A 19,473-nucleotide genomic window follows, 5' to 3' on the forward strand; every position below is an offset into this window, starting at 1 on the left:
TTTTATGGTTGATAAATTGTTATTAAGTTAAAGCTGCAAATGCTTTATTCGCAGCCGCTAAAGTGCGGTCAATATCTTGTTCGGAATGAGCAAGAGACATAAAGCCAGCCTCGTAAGCTGATGGAGCGAGGTAAATACCTTGCTCTAACATTAAATGGAAGAAACGATTAAATTTATTTGCATCGCATTTCATCACATCTTGGAAATTATTAATTTCTGTTTGCTCGGTAAAGAATAAACCAAACATGCCGCCTACGTATTGTACGGTAAATGGTACATTATGTTTATCTGCGAGTGCTTTTAAACCTAAAGCCAGTTTTTCGGTTTGTGCAGCTAATTTTTCTTGATTGCCTGCTTTAGATAATTCAGTTAAACAAGCTAGACCAGCAGCCATTGCAATTGGATTACCGGACAGAGTACCCGCTTGATAAACAGGACCTGTTGGTGCGATATGTTGCATAATTTCTCGTTTACCACCAAAGGCGCCAACAGGCATTCCTCCACCGATAATTTTACCTAAACAAGTCAGATCTGGCGTTACGCCATAATAAGATTGGGCGCCACCTAGAGCAACGCGAAAGCCCGTCATTACTTCATCAATAATAAATACTGATTTATATTGATCGCAAAGTTCACGTAATCCCTGAAGGAAGTTGTTTTTAGGCGGAATACAGTTCATATTGCCTGCAACAGGCTCAACGATGACGCAAGCAATTTCATCTGGATATTGCTCAAAAGCGGCTTTAACCGAATTAATATCGTTATAGGTGCAAGTAATAGTGTGCTTAGCAAAATCAGCTGGCACCCCAGGGGAACTAGGTTGCCCCAATGTTAACGCGCCGGATCCTGCTTTGACTAATAACGAATCGGAATGGCCATGATAACAACCTTCGAATTTAATGATTTTATCTCGTTGCGTGTATCCTCTTGCTAAACGAATAGCGGACATTGTTGCTTCTGTTCCAGAGCTGACCATTCGCACTAATTCAATAGATGGTACTAACTTACAAACTAATTCGGCTAATGTAATTTCTCCTTCAGTTGGTGCGCCAAAGCTTAAACCGTTAGGAATAGCATCTTGAACCGCTTTAATGATCGCTGGATGATTATGACCTAAAACCATAGGTCCCCAAGAACCTACATAATCAACATATTGTTTGCCATCACTATCTGTAATATAAGCGCCTTCCGCTTTTTGAATAAACACAGGTGTTCCGCCTACGCCTTTAAAGGCTCGAACTGGCGAATTTACTCCACCAGGAATAACCTGTTGAGCACGACTAAAAAGTGCGGTTGAATTTGACATTGTTTTTCCTTCTTTTTGCGTATGTTCAATAAATATGGTCATATTGTACTGTAATTTTATGAATATTTTGCTGTTTTATAAAAAATATTCTGCAATTCAATTTGATTAGTGATATTCTTTGCAAGAATTTTTTATGTTTATTTTTAAGGCATTAATAAGGTATGTGGCTAGATTTAGGATTAACATTTTTAGCGGCTTTCTGCACAATTCTCATTATGCGTCCAATTGCAATTGCCGTTGGTTTAGTGGATAAGCCGAATTATCGTAAACGTCACCAAGGCGCAATTCCATTAATTGGGGGAATTTCGTTATTTGTCGGTAATCTTTGTTTCTACCTTTTGCAATGGGATCAAACAAAGCTCCCTCAACTGTATTTGTTTAGTGTTTTCGTCTTATTAGCCATTGGGGTATTAGATGATCGTTTTGATATAAGTCCATTTTTGCGCGCTGGAATTCAAGCAATATTATCCGTATTAATGATCTATTATGGACGTTTGTCGCTGGATCACTTAGGACAAATTGTGGGGCCATTCAAATTCACGCTAGGTTCAATTGGCGTAGTTATTACAGTATTTGCCACCATTGCCATTATTAATGCATTTAATATGATTGATGGCATTGATGGTTTATTAGGTGGACTTTCCAGCGTGACTTTTGCTGGTGTCGGAATTTTGATGTACTTGGATGGACAAAAAGATTTAGCACTATGGTGTTTAGCCTTAATTGTCGCGATTATCCCTTATGTGATGTTTAATCTTTGTATCCCTTTTGGTAAAAAATATAAAATTTTTATGGGGGATAGTGGCAGTACGCTCATTGGTTTTACTATTATTTGGATTCTGCTCCTGAGTACCCAAGGTAAAGGGCATCCAATGAATCCCGTAACTGCTTTGTGGATTATTGCTATTCCATTAATTGATATGGTGGCGATTATTATTCGACGAGTCCGTAAAGGGAAAAGCCCTTTCCGACCTGACCGTTTACATGTTCATCATCTAATGGTTCGTTCAGGACTTACTCATCGACAAGCATTCTTAGTGATTACTTTTATGGCGGCACTTTGTGCAGGTTTTGGTATTTTAGGGGAAATTTATTATATTAATGAATGGCTAATGTTTATTTTGTTTATTGGCTTATTCTTACTCTATTCTTATTCCATTACAAAAGCATGGAAAATTACGCGTTGGGTTCGACGTCAACGCCGTCGCGCATTACGTAAAGCGAAAATGGCGCAATAATTTTAAGGAAAAATTAATATGACGTTTTTGAAGAATATTTTAACGATTTTATTATTATCGGCTATTGGTGCAGGCATTGGTTATGGCGTAAATTCGCTGAAAAAAGAGCAGTGGCAAGCAGAAGTGCAACTTGAAAAACCAAGAGTTGAGCAATTAGGTACATATTATTCGCTTTCTTCTATGTATCAAACGTTAACAGAAGATAAAACAACAGAAAAAGACACCGCACTTTTGGTGTATTCAGCCTTCAAAAAACAAGCGCAATCCTACGACCATCTCCAAACTTTCTGGCAAAATCAGGAATTTTATAAACAACGTCAAACGAATATGCCAGAAAGAGATGCGGCTTTATTACAGGAATTAATTGAAAATACAAAATTTATCGCAGGTGATGAAGGCCAACATATTCCAGATAGTATTCAGATTACTTTAGATAATCCTAAGCAAGCAGTGGAAGTACTCGCAAATTTTGTTGACTATACTAGTTCGACTGCAAAATCTGTACTTTATAATGAATTAATTATTAAATGGAAGAATTTATTTAATCAGATTAATTTAGCTGTAAAAGCAAACCAGAATAATTCCTCTCAAGATGCAGAGAACTGGTCAGCAAAATTAAATATGATGAAGTCTGTTTCACCTTTAGATGATAAGTTAGTTGCTTATTATTATATTAAATCGCCAACTCAACCCATCCAGCCGGTATTTGATGGCATTTTGTGGATAGCAGCTGGCGCTGGTATTGGTTTATTATTTGGATTGCTATTTATTTTTCTTCGTAAAAAGAAGTAATATGCATTGAGAAGATAAATTCTAAACAAATCGAACAAATTAGCAGCTAATGAGTGCGCAAAGTTAAAAAAAGTAAAAAAAGTACTAGACAAGATTTCGAGAAATCATTAATATACGCCCCGCAACGACGCAATGTGCGCTCGTAGCTCAGTTGGATAGAGCGTTGGCCTCCGGAGCCAAAGGTCGCAAGTTCGAATCTTGTCGAGCGCGCCAGGAGACAATGCAAACAGCCAATTCAATGGTGGCTATAGCTCAGTTGGTAGAGCCCCGGATTGTGATTCCGGTTGTCGTGGGTTCAAGTCCCATTAGCCACCCCATCTTATCGGCGAGTAGCGCAGCTTGGTAGCGCAACTGGTTTGGGACCAGTGGGTCGTAGGTTCAAATCCTATCTCGCCGACCACTTTCTTTCATTTCTTCAAGCTAATCAAAAATCTAAATCAATCATTTCATCTGATTTTATAACATAAAAAAAGCGCGGTATAAATTTACTCATTTTTTGCCTTAGGTAAAATTTCAGACTACATCTTAAAAAGTTAAAAATACACCTCGTTTTGATGTGATTTCCATCGTTAAGATTAAAAAACCATCATTCGGTAAGTGAAACCTAAAAAAATAATAAAAAACACTTGCAAGGAACAAAAATATTCCTATAATGCACCTCCGCAACGCAAGGTAAGCAATGTTGAAAAATTAAGTGAAAAAAAAGCTTAATTTTTTCTTGACGAGAAAATCTGAAAAAGATATTATTTCAAACCTTGCTGAATGCAATTGTTCTTTAAAAAGATATCAGACAATCTGTGTGGGCACTTGTTGAAGATTTGTTTAGAAAATTAAATAAAGACTGAATAAGTGCTTAAACTAGAAATTCATTATAGTTTTGATGTGATAAATATTATGTTGAAACGAATGTAAACTAAGCTAAGCAGTTTATTGAGCGATTAAACTTTTTAAATTGAAGAGTTTGATCATGGCTCAGATTGAACGCTGGCGGCAGGCTTAACACATGCAAGTCGGACGGTAACAGGAGAAAGCTTGCTTTCTTGCTGACGAGTGGCGGACGGGTGAGTAATGCTTGGGAATCTGGCTTATGGAGGGGGATAACTACGGGAAACTGTAGCTAATACCGCGTAATGTCTAAAGACTAAAGACTGGGAACTTCGGTCCAGTTGCCATAAGATGAGCCCAAGTGGGATTAGGTAGTTGGTAAGGTAACGGCTTACCAAGCCCGCGATCTCTAGCTGGTCTGAGAGGATGACCAGCCACACTGGGACTGAGACACGGCCCAGACTCCTACGGGAGGCAGCAGTGGGGAATATTGCGCAATGGGGGGAACCCTGACGCAGCCATGCCGCGTGAATGAAGAAGGCCTTCGGGTTGTAAAGTTCTTTCGGTGGTGAGGAAGGTGTTTGTTTTAATAGAACAAGCAATTGACGTTAGCCACAGAAGAAGCACCGGCTAACTCCGTGCCAGCAGCCGCGGTAATACGGAGGGTGCGAGCGTTAATCGGAATAACTGGGCGTAAAGGGCACGCAGGCGGTGATTTAAGTGAGATGTGAAATCCCTGGGCTTAACCTAGGAATTGCATTTCAGACTGGGTCGCTAGAGTACTTTAGGGAGGGGTAGAATTCCACGTGTAGCGGTGAAATGCGTAGAGATGTGGAGGAATACCGAAGGCGAAGGCAGCCCCTTGGGAATGTACTGACGCTCATGTGCGAAAGCGTGGGGAGCAAACAGGATTAGATACCCTGGTAGTCCACGCTGTAAACGCTGTCGATTTGGGGATTGGACTTTAAGTTTGGTGCCCGAAGCTAACGTGATAAATCGACCGCCTGGGGAGTACGGCCGCAAGGTTAAAACTCAAATGAATTGACGGGGGCCCGCACAAGCGGTGGAGCATGTGGTTTAATTCGATGCAACGCGAAGAACCTTACCTACTCTTGACATCCAGAGAAGCTTGCAGAGATGCGAGTGTGCCTTCGGGAGCTCTGAGACAGGTGCTGCATGGCTGTCGTCAGCTCGTGTTGTGAAATGTTGGGTTAAGTCCCGCAACGAGCGCAACCCTTATCCTTTGTTGCCAGCGATTCGGTCGGGAACTCAAAGGAGACTGCCAGTGATAAACTGGAGGAAGGTGGGGATGACGTCAAGTCATCATGGCCCTTACGAGTAGGGCTACACACGTGCTACAATGGTGCATACAGAGGGCGGCGAAAGGGCGACCTGGAGCGAATCTCAGAAAGTGCATCGTAGTCCGGATTGGAGTCTGCAACTCGACTCCATGAAGTCGGAATCGCTAGTAATCGCAAATCAGAATGTTGCGGTGAATACGTTCCCGGGCCTTGTACACACCGCCCGTCACACCATGGGAGTGGGTTGTACCAGAAGTAGATAGCTTAACCTTCGGGGGGGCGTTTACCACGGTATGATTCATGACTGGGGTGAAGTCGTAACAAGGTAACCGTAGGGGAACCTGCGGTTGGATCACCTCCTTACACAAAGACAAGCTTAATAAGTGCTCACACAGATTGTTTGATATGAAATAGAAGAGACAGAAGAACATCTTTATATGCTGTCCCCATCGTCTAGAGGCCTAGGACATCGCCCTTTCACGGCGGTAACCGGGGTTCGAATCCCCGTGGGGACGCCATTTAAAGATGTTTTTATTGAAGTGCTTATAAAAATAAGCATTCAGGTCATCTTATTGTTCTTTAAAAACCAGGAAACAAGCTGAAAAACTGAGAGATTTTCGAAAGAAAGTCTGAGTAGAGAAAAAATCTTAGCTGAGAAAGGCAGCTAAGTGTTTAGTGATGAGACGTCTCAAGAATAATTGAGGTTGTATAGTTAAGTGACTAAGCGTACAAGGTGGATGCCTTGGCAATCAGAGGCGAAGAAGGACGTGCTAATCTGCGAAAAGCTTGGATGAGTCGATAAGAGGCGTTTAATCCGAGATATCCGAATGGGGAAACCCAGTAGATGAAGAATCTACTATCATTAACTGAATCCATAGGTTAATGAGGCAAACCGGGAGAACTGAAACATCTAAGTACCCCGAGGAAAAGAAATCAACCGAGATTCTGTGAGTAGCGGCGAGCGAAAGTGGAAGAGCCAGTAAGTGATATCAGCGATGACAGAGGAATGTGCTGGGAAGCACAATCACAGAGGGTGATAATCCCGTACTCGAAGTCATGGTTGAAGTACTAAGCTTACGATAAGTAGGGCGGGACACGTGATATCCTGTTTGAAGATGGGGGGACCATCCTCCAAGGCTAAATACTCCTGATTGACCGATAGTGAACCAGTACTGTGAAGGAAAGGCGAAAAGAACCCCGGTGAGGGGAGTGAAATAGAACCTGAAACCTTGTACGTACAAGCAGTGGGAGCCCTTATGGGTGACTGCGTACCTTTTGTATAATGGGTCAGCGACTTATATTTTGTAGCGAGGTTAACTGAATAAGGGAGCCGAAGGGAAACCGAGTCTTAACTGGGCGATTAGTTGCAAGGTATAGACCCGAAACCCGGTGATCTAGCCATGGGCAGGTTGAAGATTGGGTAACACTAATTGGAGGACCGAACCGACTAATGTTGAAAAATTAGCGGATGACTTGTGGCTGGGGGTGAAAGGCCAATCAAACCGGGAGATAGCTGGTTCTCCCCGAAATCTATTTAGGTAGAGCCTTATGTGAATACCTTCGGGGGTAGAGCACTGTTTCGGCTAGGGGTCCATCCCGGATTACCAACCCGATGCAAACTGCGAATACCGAAGAGTAATGCATAGGAGACACACGGTGGGTGCTAACGTTCATCGTGGAGAGGGAAACAACCCAGACCGCCAGCTAAGGTCCCAAAGTACTAGTTAAGTGGGAAACGAAGTGGGAAGGCTTAGACAGCTAGGATGTTGGCTTAGAAGCAGCCATCATTTAAAGAAAGCGTAATAGCTCACTAGTCGAGTCGGCCTGCGCGGAAGATGTAACGGGGCTAAATTAGTCACCGAAGCTGCGGCATCAATGGAAACATTGTTGGGTAGGGGAGCGTTGTGTAAGCGGAAGAAGGTGAATCGAGAGGTTTGCTGGACGTATCACAAGTGCGAATGCTGACATAAGTAACGACAAAACGAGTGAAAAACTCGTTCGCCGGAAGACCAAGGGTTCCTGTCCAACGTTAATCGGGGCAGGGTGAGTCGGCCCCTAAGGCGAGGCTGAAAAGCGTAGTCGATGGGAAACGGGTTAATATTCCCGTACTTGGATAAACTGCGATGTGGGGACGGAGAAGGTTAGGTTAGCAGACTGTTGGATGTCTGTTTAAGGCGGTAGGTGGAGAGTTTAGGCAAATCCGGACTCTCTTAACACCGAGAACTGATGACGAGGTGCTACGGCACTGAAGTAACTGATACCACGCTTCCAGGAAAAGCCACTAAGCTTCAGGTTTATCTAAACCGTACTGAAAACCGACACAGGTGGTCAGGTAGAGAATACTCAGGCGCTTGAGAGAACTCGGGTGAAGGAACTAGGCAAAATAGCACCGTAACTTCGGGAGAAGGTGCGCCGGCGTAGCTTGTAGTCCCTTGCGGACGAAGGGTGAACCGGTCGAAGATACCAGCTGGCTGCAACTGTTTATTAAAAACACAGCACTCTGCAAACACGAAAGTGGACGTATAGGGTGTGATGCCTGCCCGGTGCTGGAAGGTTAATTGATGGTGTTATCGAAAGAGAAGCTCCTGATCGAAGCCCCAGTAAACGGCGGCCGTAACTATAACGGTCCTAAGGTAGCGAAATTCCTTGTCGGGTAAGTTCCGACCTGCACGAATGGCATAATGATGGCCAGGCTGTCTCCACCCGAGACTCAGTGAAATTGAAATCGCCGTGAAGATGCGGTGTACCCGCGGCTAGACGGAAAGACCCCGTGAACCTTTACTATAGCTTGACACTGAACATTGAATTTTGATGTGTAGGATAGGTGGGAGCCTAAGAAGCAGTCACGCCAGTGATTGTGGAGGCGTCCTTGAAATACCACCCTTTAACGTTTGATGTTCTAACGAAGGACGTGGAACGCGTTCTCGGACAGTGTCTGGTGGGTAGTTTGACTGGGGCGGTCTCCTCCCAAAGAGTAACGGAGGAGCACGAAGGTTTGCTAATGACGGTCGGACATCGTCAGGTTAGTGCAATGGTATAAGCAAGCTTAACTGCGAGACAGACAAGTCGAGCAGGTGCGAAAGCAGGTCATAGTGATCCGGTGGTTCTGAATGGAAGGGCCATCGCTCAACGGATAAAAGGTACTCCGGGGATAACAGGCTGATACCGCCCAAGAGTTCATATCGACGGCGGTGTTTGGCACCTCGATGTCGGCTCATCACATCCTGGGGCTGAAGTAGGTCCCAAGGGTATGGCTGTTCGCCATTTAAAGTGGTACGCGAGCTGGGTTTAGAACGTCGTGAGACAGTTCGGTCCCTATCTGCCGTGGGCGTTGGATGATTGAGAGGGGCTGCTCCTAGTACGAGAGGACCGGAGTGGACGCATCACTGGTGTTCCAGTTGTCTCGCCAGAGGCATTGCTGGGTAGCTAAATGCGGAAGAGATAAGTGCTGAAAGCATCTAAGCACGAAACTTGCCTCAAGATGAGTCATCCCCGACTTTAAGTTGGTAAGGGTTGTTGTAGACTACGACGTAGATAGGTGGGATGTGTAAGCGTTGCGAGACGTTGAGCTAACCCATACTAATTGCCCGAGAGGCTTAACTATACAACCTGAATTGTTTTTGGGTTGGACTTAGACGAGAGAGAAGAGATTGAAAGTTTGAGGCTTGTTTTTGGTTTTTGATAAAGAGTGATAGAAAAGAACGATAAATAGATAGATAAAGACATCGAAGGAATAATCTTGGCGGCGATAGTGCAGTGGACCCACCTAATCCATGCCGAACTTAGAAGTGAAACGCTGTAACGCCGATGGTAGTGTGGGGCTTCCCCATGTGAGAGTAGGACACCGCCAGGTTTTGAATAAGAGAGAAAGAGAATCCCAGTCAGAGATGGCTGGGATTTTTGTTTTTTGAAAAAAGAGAAAGCAGAAACAAAAAACAGAAAAAAGTGCGGTGGGAAAATGTGAAGTTTTATTTGTCACACACTATTCTTCTTCTCTTTTATTTTTTATGGTTGTCTACATTTTTTATATATTGAAAGCGCAAGTCTTTTTGATTAAAATCATTGATTAATTTTAGCGATTTTAACTTTATTTATGTCTTCATTTTTTTCTTTCCCGACTTTTCAACAATTATTTCCCAATGAAAAACGAAAATTAAAACGTTTTCGAGAATATATTCGCTATCAGCTTGCTTGTTCTTTTTTTAAGAAAGAATGTCAACGCTTAACATCATTCATTAATCAAGACCCTTTTCGTGTAACATTATTTAATCAAAACTTATATAGAGCCAATGTTTTGCTATCAAGTTACTGCGATAAGCGTTGTAATGCTAAACAACGTTTGGATTTAATTATTGCTAATCTGAATGTTATAGAAGAAAAATTAGGCAAAGAACTATTAAATTTGTTACTTGAAAAGCAGTCCATTATTTTAGCGGATCTCACAGAAGAGCTTAGTTTAAATTTGAATATTAATAATATCGATCCATTTGAAGGCTTTTTTTCATTAAATATTCAAGATAAAAGAACAAGACAAAGTATTTATGATGCCTCTTTTACTTTTCTGAATCCAAATCAATTACTAATTGCCTCAATACAGGGGCCTAAAGGGGAAAATGCTCAGGACTTAGTGCGTAACGCGACTAAGAATTTACATGGGGTTCGTCCTATGTTTATGCTGATTAATGGCTTTAAATTGTTGGCACAGAAGTGGCATTGTGAACTATTAGGTATCCCTCATAAATATCAAGCAAAATACCGTTGGAATGATTCAACAAAATTGTTGTTTAACTACGATGAATTTTGGCAAGAAAATGGTGCGGCGTTAAATGACGCATATTGGCAAATTCCTTGCCATATAGAACAGAAACCACTTGAAGAAATCGCTAGTAAAAAACGATCTATGTATCGTAAACGCTACAATATGTTCGACCAAATGCAAGAACAAATCCATCAGGTTCTTTAGTCGAGTATAATCAAAAAGATATGATGTCCAATCAATTAAAAATAGCAGAGGTCTTTTCTGAAAAAGGCACTCTAAGCCAATATATCAAAGGTTTTCGTCCTCGTACGGAGCAAATTGAGATGGCAATGGTGGTTGAAAAATCTATTAAAAATAATACCGCACTTGTTATTGAGGCGGGAACGGGTACCGGAAAAACCTTTGCCTATTTAGCGCCTACCTTGCTCACAAATAAAAAAACAATTATTTCTACTGGCTCTAAAAATTTACAAGATCAATTGTTTAAGCGAGACTTACCTGAAATAAAAAAAGCATTAAATTATTCGGGAAAAATTGCATTGTTGAAAGGCAGGGCAAATTATTTATGTTTAGAGCGTCTTGAACAGGTTAAATATACTGGATTGTTAGGTGATAAATCAATCCTATCAGATTTCTCTAAGTTACAAAAATGGCATACTTATACGGAAACGGGCGATTTATCTGAATGTGAAGATTTAGCTGAAGACAGCCCTATATTACCTCAATTAGTGAGCACTGCAGATAGCTGTTTGGGATCGGATTGCCCACATTACGCAGATTGCTATGTTGCTTTGGCCCGTAAAAAAGCATTGGCAGCAGATCTTGTTGTGGTTAATCATCACCTATTCTGTGCTGATATGGCGGTAAAAGAAAATGGATTTGGTGAATTAATACCTAACGCGGAAGTCATTATTTTTGATGAGGCCCATCAACTCCCCGATATTGCCAGCCAATATTTTGGTCAAACCTTCTCTTCCAAGCAATTGTTTGATTTGTGCAAAGATATGCAAATTGCTTATCGAATGGAAGTAAAAGATATGAAGCAATTAGAGGTGGCTTCTGATCATTTACTTAAAGTGGTACAGGATTTTCGTTTGTTGTTAGGTGAAGGGCAGCAGAAAGGCAATTGGCGTGAATTATACCAGCAAAGTGCGGTGCAAAAAGGCTTTGTTTTTTTGCAAGAAAAATTAGACTTCACCATTGATGTGGTTAAACTTGCTTTAGGCCGTTCGCAAACATTAGACAATATTTATGAACGTTTAACCTTAGTGAAGGCACAATTACAGCGTTTAACTGAAATTAATATTACGGGTTATTGTTATTGGTATGAAACCTTTAACCGCCAATTTTCTTTGAATATCACTCCTTTAACTGTTGCGGATAAATTTGGTGAGCAAATCCAATCAGACAAAAAAAGCTGGATTTTTACTTCGGCAACCTTAGAAGTTGGCGGTTCTTTTCAACATTTTTGTCAACGATTAGGCATTGAAAATGCCGCTCAAAAGGTGTTGGAAAGCCCATTTAATTATGCGGAGCAAGCGTTACTTTGTGTGCCTCGCTATTTGCCTTATTCAAATCAACAACATACTTTAATCCAGTTGGCAGAAATGCTCTTGCCTGTGATTAAAGCCAATAATGGACGCTGTTTTTTACTTTGTACTTCTTATCTTATGATGCGAGGTTTGGCAGAATATTTAAGGGAAAAAAGTGATTTTTCGGTTTTATTACAAGGCGAAAGTCCCAAAACAAAGCTATTACAACAATTTATTCAGCAAGAAAAGTCGGTATTAGTGGCAACGTCAAGCTTTTGGGAAGGCATTGATGTGCGAGGCGATGCCTTATCTTTAGTGATTATTGATAAACTTCCCTTCACTTCGCCAGAAGATCCTTTATTAAAAGCGCGTATAGAAGATTGTCGTTTACAAGGCGGTGAGCCCTTTAATGATATTCAAATTCCAGAAGCCGTCATTGCTTTAAAACAAGGCGTCGGGCGATTAATTCGAGATGTCACTGATCGAGGAGCTGTGATTATTTGTGATAGTCGTTTGGTTACGCGCCCTTATGGTAAAACTTTCTTAAAAAGTTTGCCAAAAGCTACGCGTACAAGAGATCTGAATAAAGTAATCAGCTTTCTTAAAAACTTATCGCCACCTCATATGTCAAAGAAACAAAAATAAAGGAATACTATGAATAATGTCACATTGCTTGCCTTAGATACTTCAACGGAAGCTTGCTCAGTCGCGCTATTACATAAAGGTGAATTAACCCATTTAGATGAGCTTGCTGAACGCACCCATACCAAACGTATTTTGCCGATGATTGAACACATTTTGCAACAATCAGGCATTGCATTAAAACAAGTTGATGCTTTAGTTTTTGGACGAGGTCCCGGCAGTTTTACTGGCGTTCGAGTGGGAGCAGGTGTCGCACAGGGACTGGCTTTTGGTGCTGACTTACCCGTTATTGCAGTATCGAATTTAACAGCAATGGCACAAGCAGCTTATGAATTACATCAAGCGGAAAATGTGATTGCCGCTATTGATGCTCGCATGAATGAAGTCTATTTTTCGCAATTAAAACTTGAAAAAGTGCGGTTAGAAAATCAAACGTTTTTACAATGGCAAGAAATTATAAATGAACAGGTTTGTTCTCCACAATTGATGCTTGAACAACTTAAGGATGTAAATGATGACTGGCATACAGTGGGAACAGGTTGGAAAGCTTATTTTGAGCAACAACCAGTAGGACAGCAAACTGATATTTTATTACCTTCAGCGAAATACATGATTGCTCTTGCTTTGCCAATGTGGTATCAGAAGCAAATTATCAATGCAACGGAAATTGAGCCTGTTTATTTACGCAATGATGTCGCTTGGAAGAAACTTCCTGGGAGAGAATAAATGATCCGAAAAATTTGTGCGATTTTCACCGCACTTTTACTGGCTAGCTGTGTTAATCCGCCTGCCGGTTTAGAAAAAGATGAATTCACCATTACTCGTTTAAGCCAAATAAAAGCAGATGATTATTCATGCCATTGCAAACAAGTGCGATTAGGTGGCAAAGTGCTGTCAGCAACGGCATTGAAAAAACAGACAAAATTAGAAATTCTCAGTCTGTCAGTGAGCTCGCTATCGGCAAAACCTATATTGGATAGCCAAAGTGACGGGCGCTTTATTGCTTATGTGGAAGGTTTTATTGATCCTGAACAAGTGAAAAATCAATATGTTACGATAAAAGGTGTATTAGCATCTCAAGAAAAAGGAAAAATTGATTTAGCGGATTATGTATATCCTGTTATTAATGCTACAGCATTTAAACAGTGGCGATTAGTGCAAGAATATTATTATGATCGCGATGATTGGGAAGATTGGTACGAGGATCGTTTTGGTTTCCCAGGCTGGCGTATTGGCGGTTTTTGGCATATGGAACCAAAATTGCGTTATGTACTTTATTAATGATATATTTACGCAGCAAAATTTTAGTGATAAGTAGGAAAGAATATGGAAAAACTCTGGTTTCAAAATTACCCAAAAGGGGTTGAGAAAGAAATAGATACTTCAAAATATGCGAATTTGTTGGATATGTTTGAAAATGCGGTGCGTACTCACCCCGATCGTCCTGCTTATATCAATATGGGGCAAGTTCTCACTTTTCGTAAACTTGAAGAACGCAGTCGTGCTTTTGCGGCTTATTTGCAAAATGAATTAAAGTTAAAACAAGGCGATCCAGTGGCGTTGATGATGCCTAATTTATTGCAATATCCAATTGCTTTATTCGGTGTACTGAGAGCTGGGTTAGTTGTTGTGAATGTGAATCCGCTTTATACGCCTCGTGAATTAGAGCATCAATTACAAGATAGTAAAGCCAAAGCCATTGTTGTTGTTTCAAATTTTGCTTCTACGCTAGAAAAAATTGTATTTAATACTGAAGTCAAACATGTGATTTTAACCCGTATGGGCGATCAGCTTTCTTTTGGTAAGCGAACATTAGTGAATTTCGTCGTGAAATATGTGAAAAAGCTAGTGCCAAAATATAAATTGCCTCATGCAGTGACATTTCGTGAAGTATTGAGTGTCGGTAAAATGCGTCAATACGTACGTCCTGAGCTAGATTCTAGTGCATTAGCCTTTTTGCAATATACCGGTGGTACAACAGGCGTGGCGAAAGGGGCGATGCTTTCTCATGGCAATATGGTCGCAAATGTGATGCAAGCGCGTTGGATTGCCCAACCTTTTGTTGGTAATAATAATCGTCAACGCAAAGCAGTTTTACCATTGCCGCTTTACCACATTTTTGCGCTCTGTGCTAACTGCTTACTCTTTATTGAATTAGGCATTACCGCAGTATTAATTACCAATCCTCGCGATATTGATGGATTCATTAAAGAGCTGAAAAAACATCAATTTGTCGCGATCACCGGTGTGAATACCTTATTTAATGCTTTATTAAATAATGAGAATTTTAAAGAGGTTGATTTCTCCCATTTAAAATTAAGTGTTGGCGGAGGCATGCCGATACAACAAGCTGTCGCAACACGTTGGCATGAATTAACCGGCTGCAATATTATCGAAGGCTATGGTTTGACGGAATGTTCGCCATTAGTGGCTGCTTCAACGGTTGATTGTCTAACCCATGATGGTAGCATTGGGGTGCCAGTACCGAATACTGATGTAAAAATTATCAAAGAAGATGGTTCAGAAGCAGCTTTAGGCGAAGCAGGAGAGCTTTGGGTTAAAGGCGAACAAGTCATGCAAGGTTATTGGCAACGTCCAGAAGCAACGGCTGAGATTTTGAAAGAGGGTTGGTTAGCAACAGGTGACATTGTTGTGATGAACGAAACCGGTATTTTACGCATTGTTGACCGTAAAAAAGACATGATTTTGGTTTCTGGATTCAATGTTTATCCAAACGAAATTGAGGATGTGGTCATGCTCAATTACAAAGTAGCAGAAGTTGTTGCGATTGGTGTGCCAAGCGAGGCATCGGGAGAAAGTATCAAAATTTTTGTCGTGAAGAAAGATGATAGTCTAACCCGAGATGAATTACGTCAACATTGCCGTCAATATCTCACTGGCTATAAAGTACCTAAAGACATTGAGTTTCGTGATGAATTACCAAAAAGTAATATCGGGAAAATCTTACGTCGTGTATTAAGAGATGAAGAGTTAGCGAAACGTTCTCAAAGCTAATTGGAAAATAAAAGAAATAATGCACGTTTTTAACGTGCATTATTGTTTAATCAGTAAATATGATAAAAGAAGTAAAAAATCCACTGCACTTTAATCTCATCACAACAGATGAGCAACTCGCAGAAATTTGTCAACGCGCGCAACAAAAGAAAGTCATTGCCTTAGATACCGAATTTGTCCGAATTCGTAGCTATTATCCAAAGCTAGGGCTTATTCAACTCTATGACGGTGAACAAGTTAGTTTAATTGACCCAACTGAGATCAACGATTTTTCGCCCTTTGTTGATTTGTTAGCAGATCAGCAAGTTCATAAAGTCTTGCATGCTTGCTATGAAGATCTTGAGGTATTTCAGCATTATTTTAACCAATTCCCTGAACCGTTAACGGATACGCAGGTGATGGCGAGTTTCCTTGCTTTTCCAACTTCAATGGGATTAGCTACGTTAATTCAGCATTATTTTCAAATTGAAATGGATAAAGGTGCTTCTCGCACTAATTGGTTAGCTCGCCCTTTATCTGCTAAGCAATTAGAATATGCCGCAGCAGATGTGTGGTATTTGCTGCCTTTGTATCAAAAAATGAAGGAAGAATTGGATAAAACACCTTGGCAAAGTGCGGTGCAATTTGATAGTGAATTGTTATTGGAAAAACAACGCAAAGTTAAATTGCCTGAAAAAGCTTATCTGACCATTTCCAATGTGGCGAAGCTGCAACAAGAAGAATTAATGCGATTAAAATTACTTGCACAATGGCGACAAGAAGAAGCCATTAAACGAGATTTGGCGTTGAATTTTGTGGTCAGAGCCGAACATTTGTATACTGTGGCAAAATACGCGCCAAAGCATACTTCAGAATTATTAAATTGGGGATTAGATCCGCAAGAAGTACGAATTCATGGTAAAAAATTATTGCATATTATTGAGCAAGCCAAACGAGTGGATTCTGCTGAATATCCACCTTTGATCCAAAAATTATCTGATGATCCTCGTTATAAAAAATCCTTGAAATTATTGCAACAGAAATTAAAAGAAATCACTCCAGCGGGCTTAGCAACAGAGGTGATTGCAAGTAAGAGAGGATTAGAAAGTTTGATGAAATGGGTTTGGGTTAAACAGAAAGATCCCGATTCATTACCTGATTTAATGCGTGATTGGCGCGCTCCATTTGGACAATCGCTTGTTAAACTACTCGAATCTTGTTAAAAATAAACCGCACTTTAAAGTGCGGTCTTGTTTATCAACGTTTTACCAACGGTATTTAGGATTAATAATATCTTTCACTTGTCCCCAATATACTTTCAAGATAATTTCACCTTCTGCGTACGGTCCTATTGCGTATGGTGGATAAACAAAATTAATTCCTTCGGCATCAAAATAGAAATCAGGGGAAATGTATAATTCACTTTCAGGCGTATAAAATTCGTTTTCTTTTATCTTATTATCTAATCTATATTGATAATCTTTATAACTTTCCCATAAGAATTTTTTTAATGCAGGGTGATTTTTTGTGGCAAACAGATCTTCTAATTTAATAATAGATTTGGTTTCAGTATCAATATGATAGTAATTTGACCAATTCATGCCATGGGCACCACCACTATAAGTGCTAGTATATTGAGCAAAACTAATGACATTTTGTCTTTGTCCTATATAAGTCAAAAAGAATTCATATTCATTGCCAAGACTTTCAAAATTCTTGCTAGACTGTAAGTCACCTTCGTAATAGAACTGCATTAGCGCCTTAAAACGATCTTTGTTAGTTGGCAATGCTTTTATTTTTTTTAGTACTTCAGGCGACTCCGCTAAGTTTTCATCAAGTTTCCCTATTAATTGCTGATAAAGAAGATTATCTAGCCACTCGTACCCTGTTTCCACCGTTTCGACATGATAATTAATATAACTTTCTGTGTAACCATACTCATCATCTTTAGGTTGAGTACGTTTAAACTCTTCTTTAGCGCTGAAGATAGTAATTGGTTTAACATTTAATGTTGGAATTTCTGAGCTGATTTTATTCAGTTTATCTTGGGCTGCTTGAAGCTCTGCTTGGGATTTTTCTAAGTCCGCTTTTAATTGCACGACTTCACGTTCTGCTTGTAATAACTTAGCCTGAGTTTCTTTATCATTACATCCAGTTAATACTAAGGCAGAGAGAATGGCGAATGAAAGGATTGATGTGCGCATAATTTTTCCTCTTAAATAAAAGCCATCAGATAAATATGCTGATGGCTTGCTGTTATTACATTTTTTCAACGGTTTTAATGCCGAGTAAATCTAATCCTTGTTTTAAGGTTCGCTCGGTTAATTGTGCTAATTTCAAACGGCTTAATTTCAAGCTTTCTTCTGCATTAAGAATTGGGCAATGTTCGTAGAAGCTAGAGAATGCACCCGCAAGCTCATAAAGATAAGCACAGAGAATATGTGGTGTGCCCTCTTTTGCCACTGTTTGCACCGCTTCTTCAAATTGCAATAATTTTAATGCGAGATTGCGTTCTTTCTCTTCCGTTAATTGAATCTTAGCTTGAGAAAGTGCGGTCAAATCTACGTCAGTTTTATTAAAAATTGAACGAATTCGGGTGTAGGCATATTGCATATAAGGCGCAGTGTTACCTTCAAAACTGAGCATATTATCCCAATCAAAAACATAATCAGTGGTACGATTTTTTGATAAGTCAGCATATTTAACTGAGCCAATTGCAACGGCTTCAATCACAGCTTGTTTTTCTTGCTCAGAAAGTGCGGTGGATTTTTCATTAATTAATTTAGTCGCACGTTCTACTGCTTCATCCAATAAATCCGCTAATTTCACTGTGCCACCAGAACGGGTTTTGAATGGTTTACCATCTTTCCCTAGCATCATACCGAAGTTTTGATGTTCCAAGCTAAAATAGTCAGGCACATAACCGGCTTTACGTGTGATTAACCACGCCTGCTGCATATGTTGGCTTTGGCGAGTATCAGAAAATACAAGGGCACGATCCGCTTTTAAGGTTTCGTAACGATATTTCGCAGCGGCAATATCCGTTGTGGTATAAAGGAAACCGCCGTCTTTTTTCTGCACGATAACGCCCATTGGTTCGCCTTCTTTATTTTTAAATTCATCCAAATAAACGACCAAAGCGCCTTGATCTTCTACAGCTAAACCTTGCGCTTTGAGATCGGCCACAATTGCAGGCAACATTGGATTATAAAGGCTTTCACCCATAACATCTTTTTCTGTTAAGGTGACATTTAAGCGGTTGTAATTTAATTGGTTTTGCGACATTGTCATATCAACCAATTTTTTCCACATAGTTAAGCAATATTGGTCGCCACTTTGTAGTTTAACAACATAGTTACGTGCTTTTTCTGCGAACTCTTCATCATTATCGTAATGTTCTTTAGCTGCGCGGTAGAAAGCTTCTAGGTCGCTTAATTCCATTTCCGTTGCATGTTCATTTTCCATTTTCTCAAGATAGGCAATGAGCATACCGAATTGAGTTCCCCAGTCACCAATGTGATTGGCTCGGATCACTTTATGTCCCATAAATTCTAAAGCACGCGCAACGGCATCGCCAATGATGGTTGAACGTAAATGACCAACATGCATTTCTTTTGCCACATTTGGTGAAGAATAATCTATCACGATAGTTTGTGGCTGTTCTGTTTTTATACCTAAATTCACCGCACTTAGTGCTTGCTCTGATTGAGTAGCAAGCCAAGTTTTATCCAAGAAAATATTAATAAAGCCAGGGCCTGCAATCTCTAATTTTTCAGCGATGTTGTTGAGATCTAAGTTATCGAGGACTTTCTGTGCGAATTCTCGTGGATTTAAACCGAGTTTTTTCGCTGCTCCCATAATACCATTTGCTTGATAGTCACCAAACTGAGGTTTACCTGATTGGCGTACAACAGGATCAGTATTAGATTCAGCGCCTGCTGCGATCATAGCTTGTTGAATTTTGTGGGATAAAAGAGTTTGAATATTCACGTTTTTACCTATGCGAAGGGTTATTTGGTTATTAAAAAATAATGGGTTATGATACTTTGATTTTCCATTTTATTAAAGATAAACGAGATAAAAA

Annotated in this window: 11 protein-coding genes, 4 tRNA genes and 3 rRNA genes; 15 read left to right on the forward strand and 3 right to left on the reverse strand. The window is 40.3% G+C overall.

Going from position 1 to position 19,473, the window contains the following annotated elements:
• Positions 1-22: 22 nt before the first annotated feature.
• Positions 23-1,306, reverse strand: coding sequence for a glutamate-1-semialdehyde 2,1-aminomutase (hemL, locus tag ACUXZ4_RS05120; RefSeq protein WP_464973956.1), 1,284 nt, complete (start codon positions 1,304-1,306; stop codon positions 23-25).
• Between the two features lie 161 nt (positions 1,307-1,467).
• Here hemL and wecA point away from each other — a divergent pair, with 161 nt between their 5' ends.
• The 15 genes from wecA to rnd all read left to right on the forward strand — a co-directional run bounded on the left by wecA (position 1,468) and on the right by rnd (position 16,612).
• Complete coding sequence (gene wecA, locus ACUXZ4_RS05125; protein ID WP_464973957.1) at positions 1,468-2,544, forward strand: UDP-N-acetylglucosamine--undecaprenyl-phosphate N-acetylglucosaminephosphotransferase; 1,077 nt, start codon at positions 1,468-1,470, stop codon at positions 2,542-2,544.
• An 18-nt stretch (positions 2,545-2,562) separates the two neighbouring features.
• Positions 2,563-3,336, forward strand: coding sequence for a chain-length determining protein (locus ACUXZ4_RS05130; RefSeq protein WP_464973958.1), 774 nt, complete (start codon positions 2,563-2,565; stop codon positions 3,334-3,336).
• A 136-nt stretch (positions 3,337-3,472) separates the two neighbouring features.
• Positions 3,473-3,549 (forward strand) — tRNA-Arg (locus tag ACUXZ4_RS05135).
• A gap of 28 nt (positions 3,550-3,577) precedes the next feature.
• Positions 3,578-3,653: transfer RNA gene (locus ACUXZ4_RS05140), tRNA-His, on the forward strand.
• 6 nt (positions 3,654-3,659) lie between these two features.
• Positions 3,660-3,736, forward strand: a tRNA-Pro gene (locus ACUXZ4_RS05145).
• Positions 3,737-4,285: 549 nt separating this feature from the next.
• Positions 4,286-5,825: ribosomal RNA gene (locus ACUXZ4_RS05150) — 16S ribosomal RNA — on the forward strand.
• Between the two features lie 79 nt (positions 5,826-5,904).
• Positions 5,905-5,980: transfer RNA gene (locus ACUXZ4_RS05155), tRNA-Glu, on the forward strand.
• A 192-nt stretch (positions 5,981-6,172) separates the two neighbouring features.
• Positions 6,173-9,066 (forward strand): 23S ribosomal RNA (locus tag ACUXZ4_RS05160).
• A 134-nt stretch (positions 9,067-9,200) separates the two neighbouring features.
• Positions 9,201-9,315, forward strand: a 5S ribosomal RNA gene (gene rrf / locus ACUXZ4_RS05165).
• Together the 16S, 23S and 5S rRNA genes with 1 tRNA gene alongside form the textbook arrangement of a ribosomal RNA operon.
• Positions 9,316-9,555: 240 nt before the next feature.
• Positions 9,556-10,425: a VirK/YbjX family protein gene (locus ACUXZ4_RS05170; protein WP_464972164.1), complete on the forward strand. Its 870-nt coding sequence runs from the start codon at positions 9,556-9,558 to the stop codon at positions 10,423-10,425.
• Between the two features lie 23 nt (positions 10,426-10,448).
• Entirely contained in the window at positions 10,449-12,398 is a 1,950-nt protein-coding gene (locus tag ACUXZ4_RS05175) for an ATP-dependent DNA helicase (RefSeq protein ID WP_464973994.1), read from the forward strand.
• 9 nt (positions 12,399-12,407) lie between these two features.
• Positions 12,408-13,121 carry a tRNA (adenosine(37)-N6)-threonylcarbamoyltransferase complex dimerization subunit type 1 TsaB gene (gene tsaB, locus ACUXZ4_RS05180; RefSeq protein WP_464972165.1) on the forward strand — a complete coding sequence of 238 codons (714 nt, stop codon included), beginning with the start codon at positions 12,408-12,410 and terminating at the stop codon, positions 13,119-13,121.
• A complete protein-coding gene (locus ACUXZ4_RS05185; RefSeq protein WP_464972166.1) occupies positions 13,122-13,676 on the forward strand; it encodes a Slp family lipoprotein in 555 nt (184 codons plus the stop codon). It begins immediately after the preceding gene.
• A gap of 45 nt (positions 13,677-13,721) precedes the next feature.
• Entirely contained in the window at positions 13,722-15,410 is a 1,689-nt protein-coding gene (gene fadD / locus ACUXZ4_RS05190; protein ID WP_464972167.1) for a long-chain-fatty-acid--CoA ligase FadD, read from the forward strand.
• Between the two features lie 59 nt (positions 15,411-15,469).
• Complete coding sequence (rnd, locus tag ACUXZ4_RS05195) at positions 15,470-16,612, forward strand: ribonuclease D (protein WP_464972168.1); 1,143 nt, start codon at positions 15,470-15,472, stop codon at positions 16,610-16,612.
• Positions 16,613-16,654: 42 nt separating this feature from the next.
• Here rnd and ACUXZ4_RS05200 read toward each other — a convergent pair whose 3' ends face one another.
• Together ACUXZ4_RS05200 and argS are read right to left on the reverse strand one after the other, a co-directional pair.
• Positions 16,655-17,593 (reverse strand): DUF3298 and DUF4163 domain-containing protein, encoded by a 939-nt coding sequence (locus ACUXZ4_RS05200; protein WP_464972169.1) that lies wholly within the window; start codon positions 17,591-17,593, stop codon positions 16,655-16,657.
• Positions 17,594-17,648: 55 nt separating this feature from the next.
• Positions 17,649-19,379 carry an arginine--tRNA ligase gene (gene argS, locus ACUXZ4_RS05205; RefSeq protein WP_464972170.1) on the reverse strand — a complete coding sequence of 577 codons (1,731 nt, stop codon included), beginning with the start codon at positions 19,377-19,379 and terminating at the stop codon, positions 17,649-17,651.
• Positions 19,380-19,473 lie beyond the last annotated feature (94 nt).

It is taken from the genome of Reella acinonychis (assembly GCF_052828705.1).

Coding starts and splice junctions, on each gene's coding strand:
- rnd (WP_464972168.1), top strand. CDS start 15,470: ATGATAAAAGAAGTAAAAAATCCACTGCACTTTAATCTCATCACAACA.
- hemL (WP_464973956.1), bottom strand. CDS start 1,306: ATGTCAAATTCAACCGCACTTTTTAGTCGTGCTCAACAGGTTATTCCT.
- tsaB (WP_464972165.1), top strand. CDS start 12,408: ATGAATAATGTCACATTGCTTGCCTTAGATACTTCAACGGAAGCTTGC.
- ACUXZ4_RS05175 (WP_464973994.1), top strand. CDS start 10,449: ATGTCCAATCAATTAAAAATAGCAGAGGTCTTTTCTGAAAAAGGCACT.
- ACUXZ4_RS05200 (WP_464972169.1), bottom strand. CDS start 17,593: ATGCGCACATCAATCCTTTCATTCGCCATTCTCTCTGCCTTAGTATTA.
- ACUXZ4_RS05170 (WP_464972164.1), top strand. CDS start 9,556: ATGTCTTCATTTTTTTCTTTCCCGACTTTTCAACAATTATTTCCCAAT.
- fadD (WP_464972167.1), top strand. CDS start 13,722: ATGGAAAAACTCTGGTTTCAAAATTACCCAAAAGGGGTTGAGAAAGAA.
- ACUXZ4_RS05130 (WP_464973958.1), top strand. CDS start 2,563: ATGACGTTTTTGAAGAATATTTTAACGATTTTATTATTATCGGCTATT.
- ACUXZ4_RS05185 (WP_464972166.1), top strand. CDS start 13,122: ATGATCCGAAAAATTTGTGCGATTTTCACCGCACTTTTACTGGCTAGC.
- wecA (WP_464973957.1), top strand. CDS start 1,468: ATGTGGCTAGATTTAGGATTAACATTTTTAGCGGCTTTCTGCACAATT.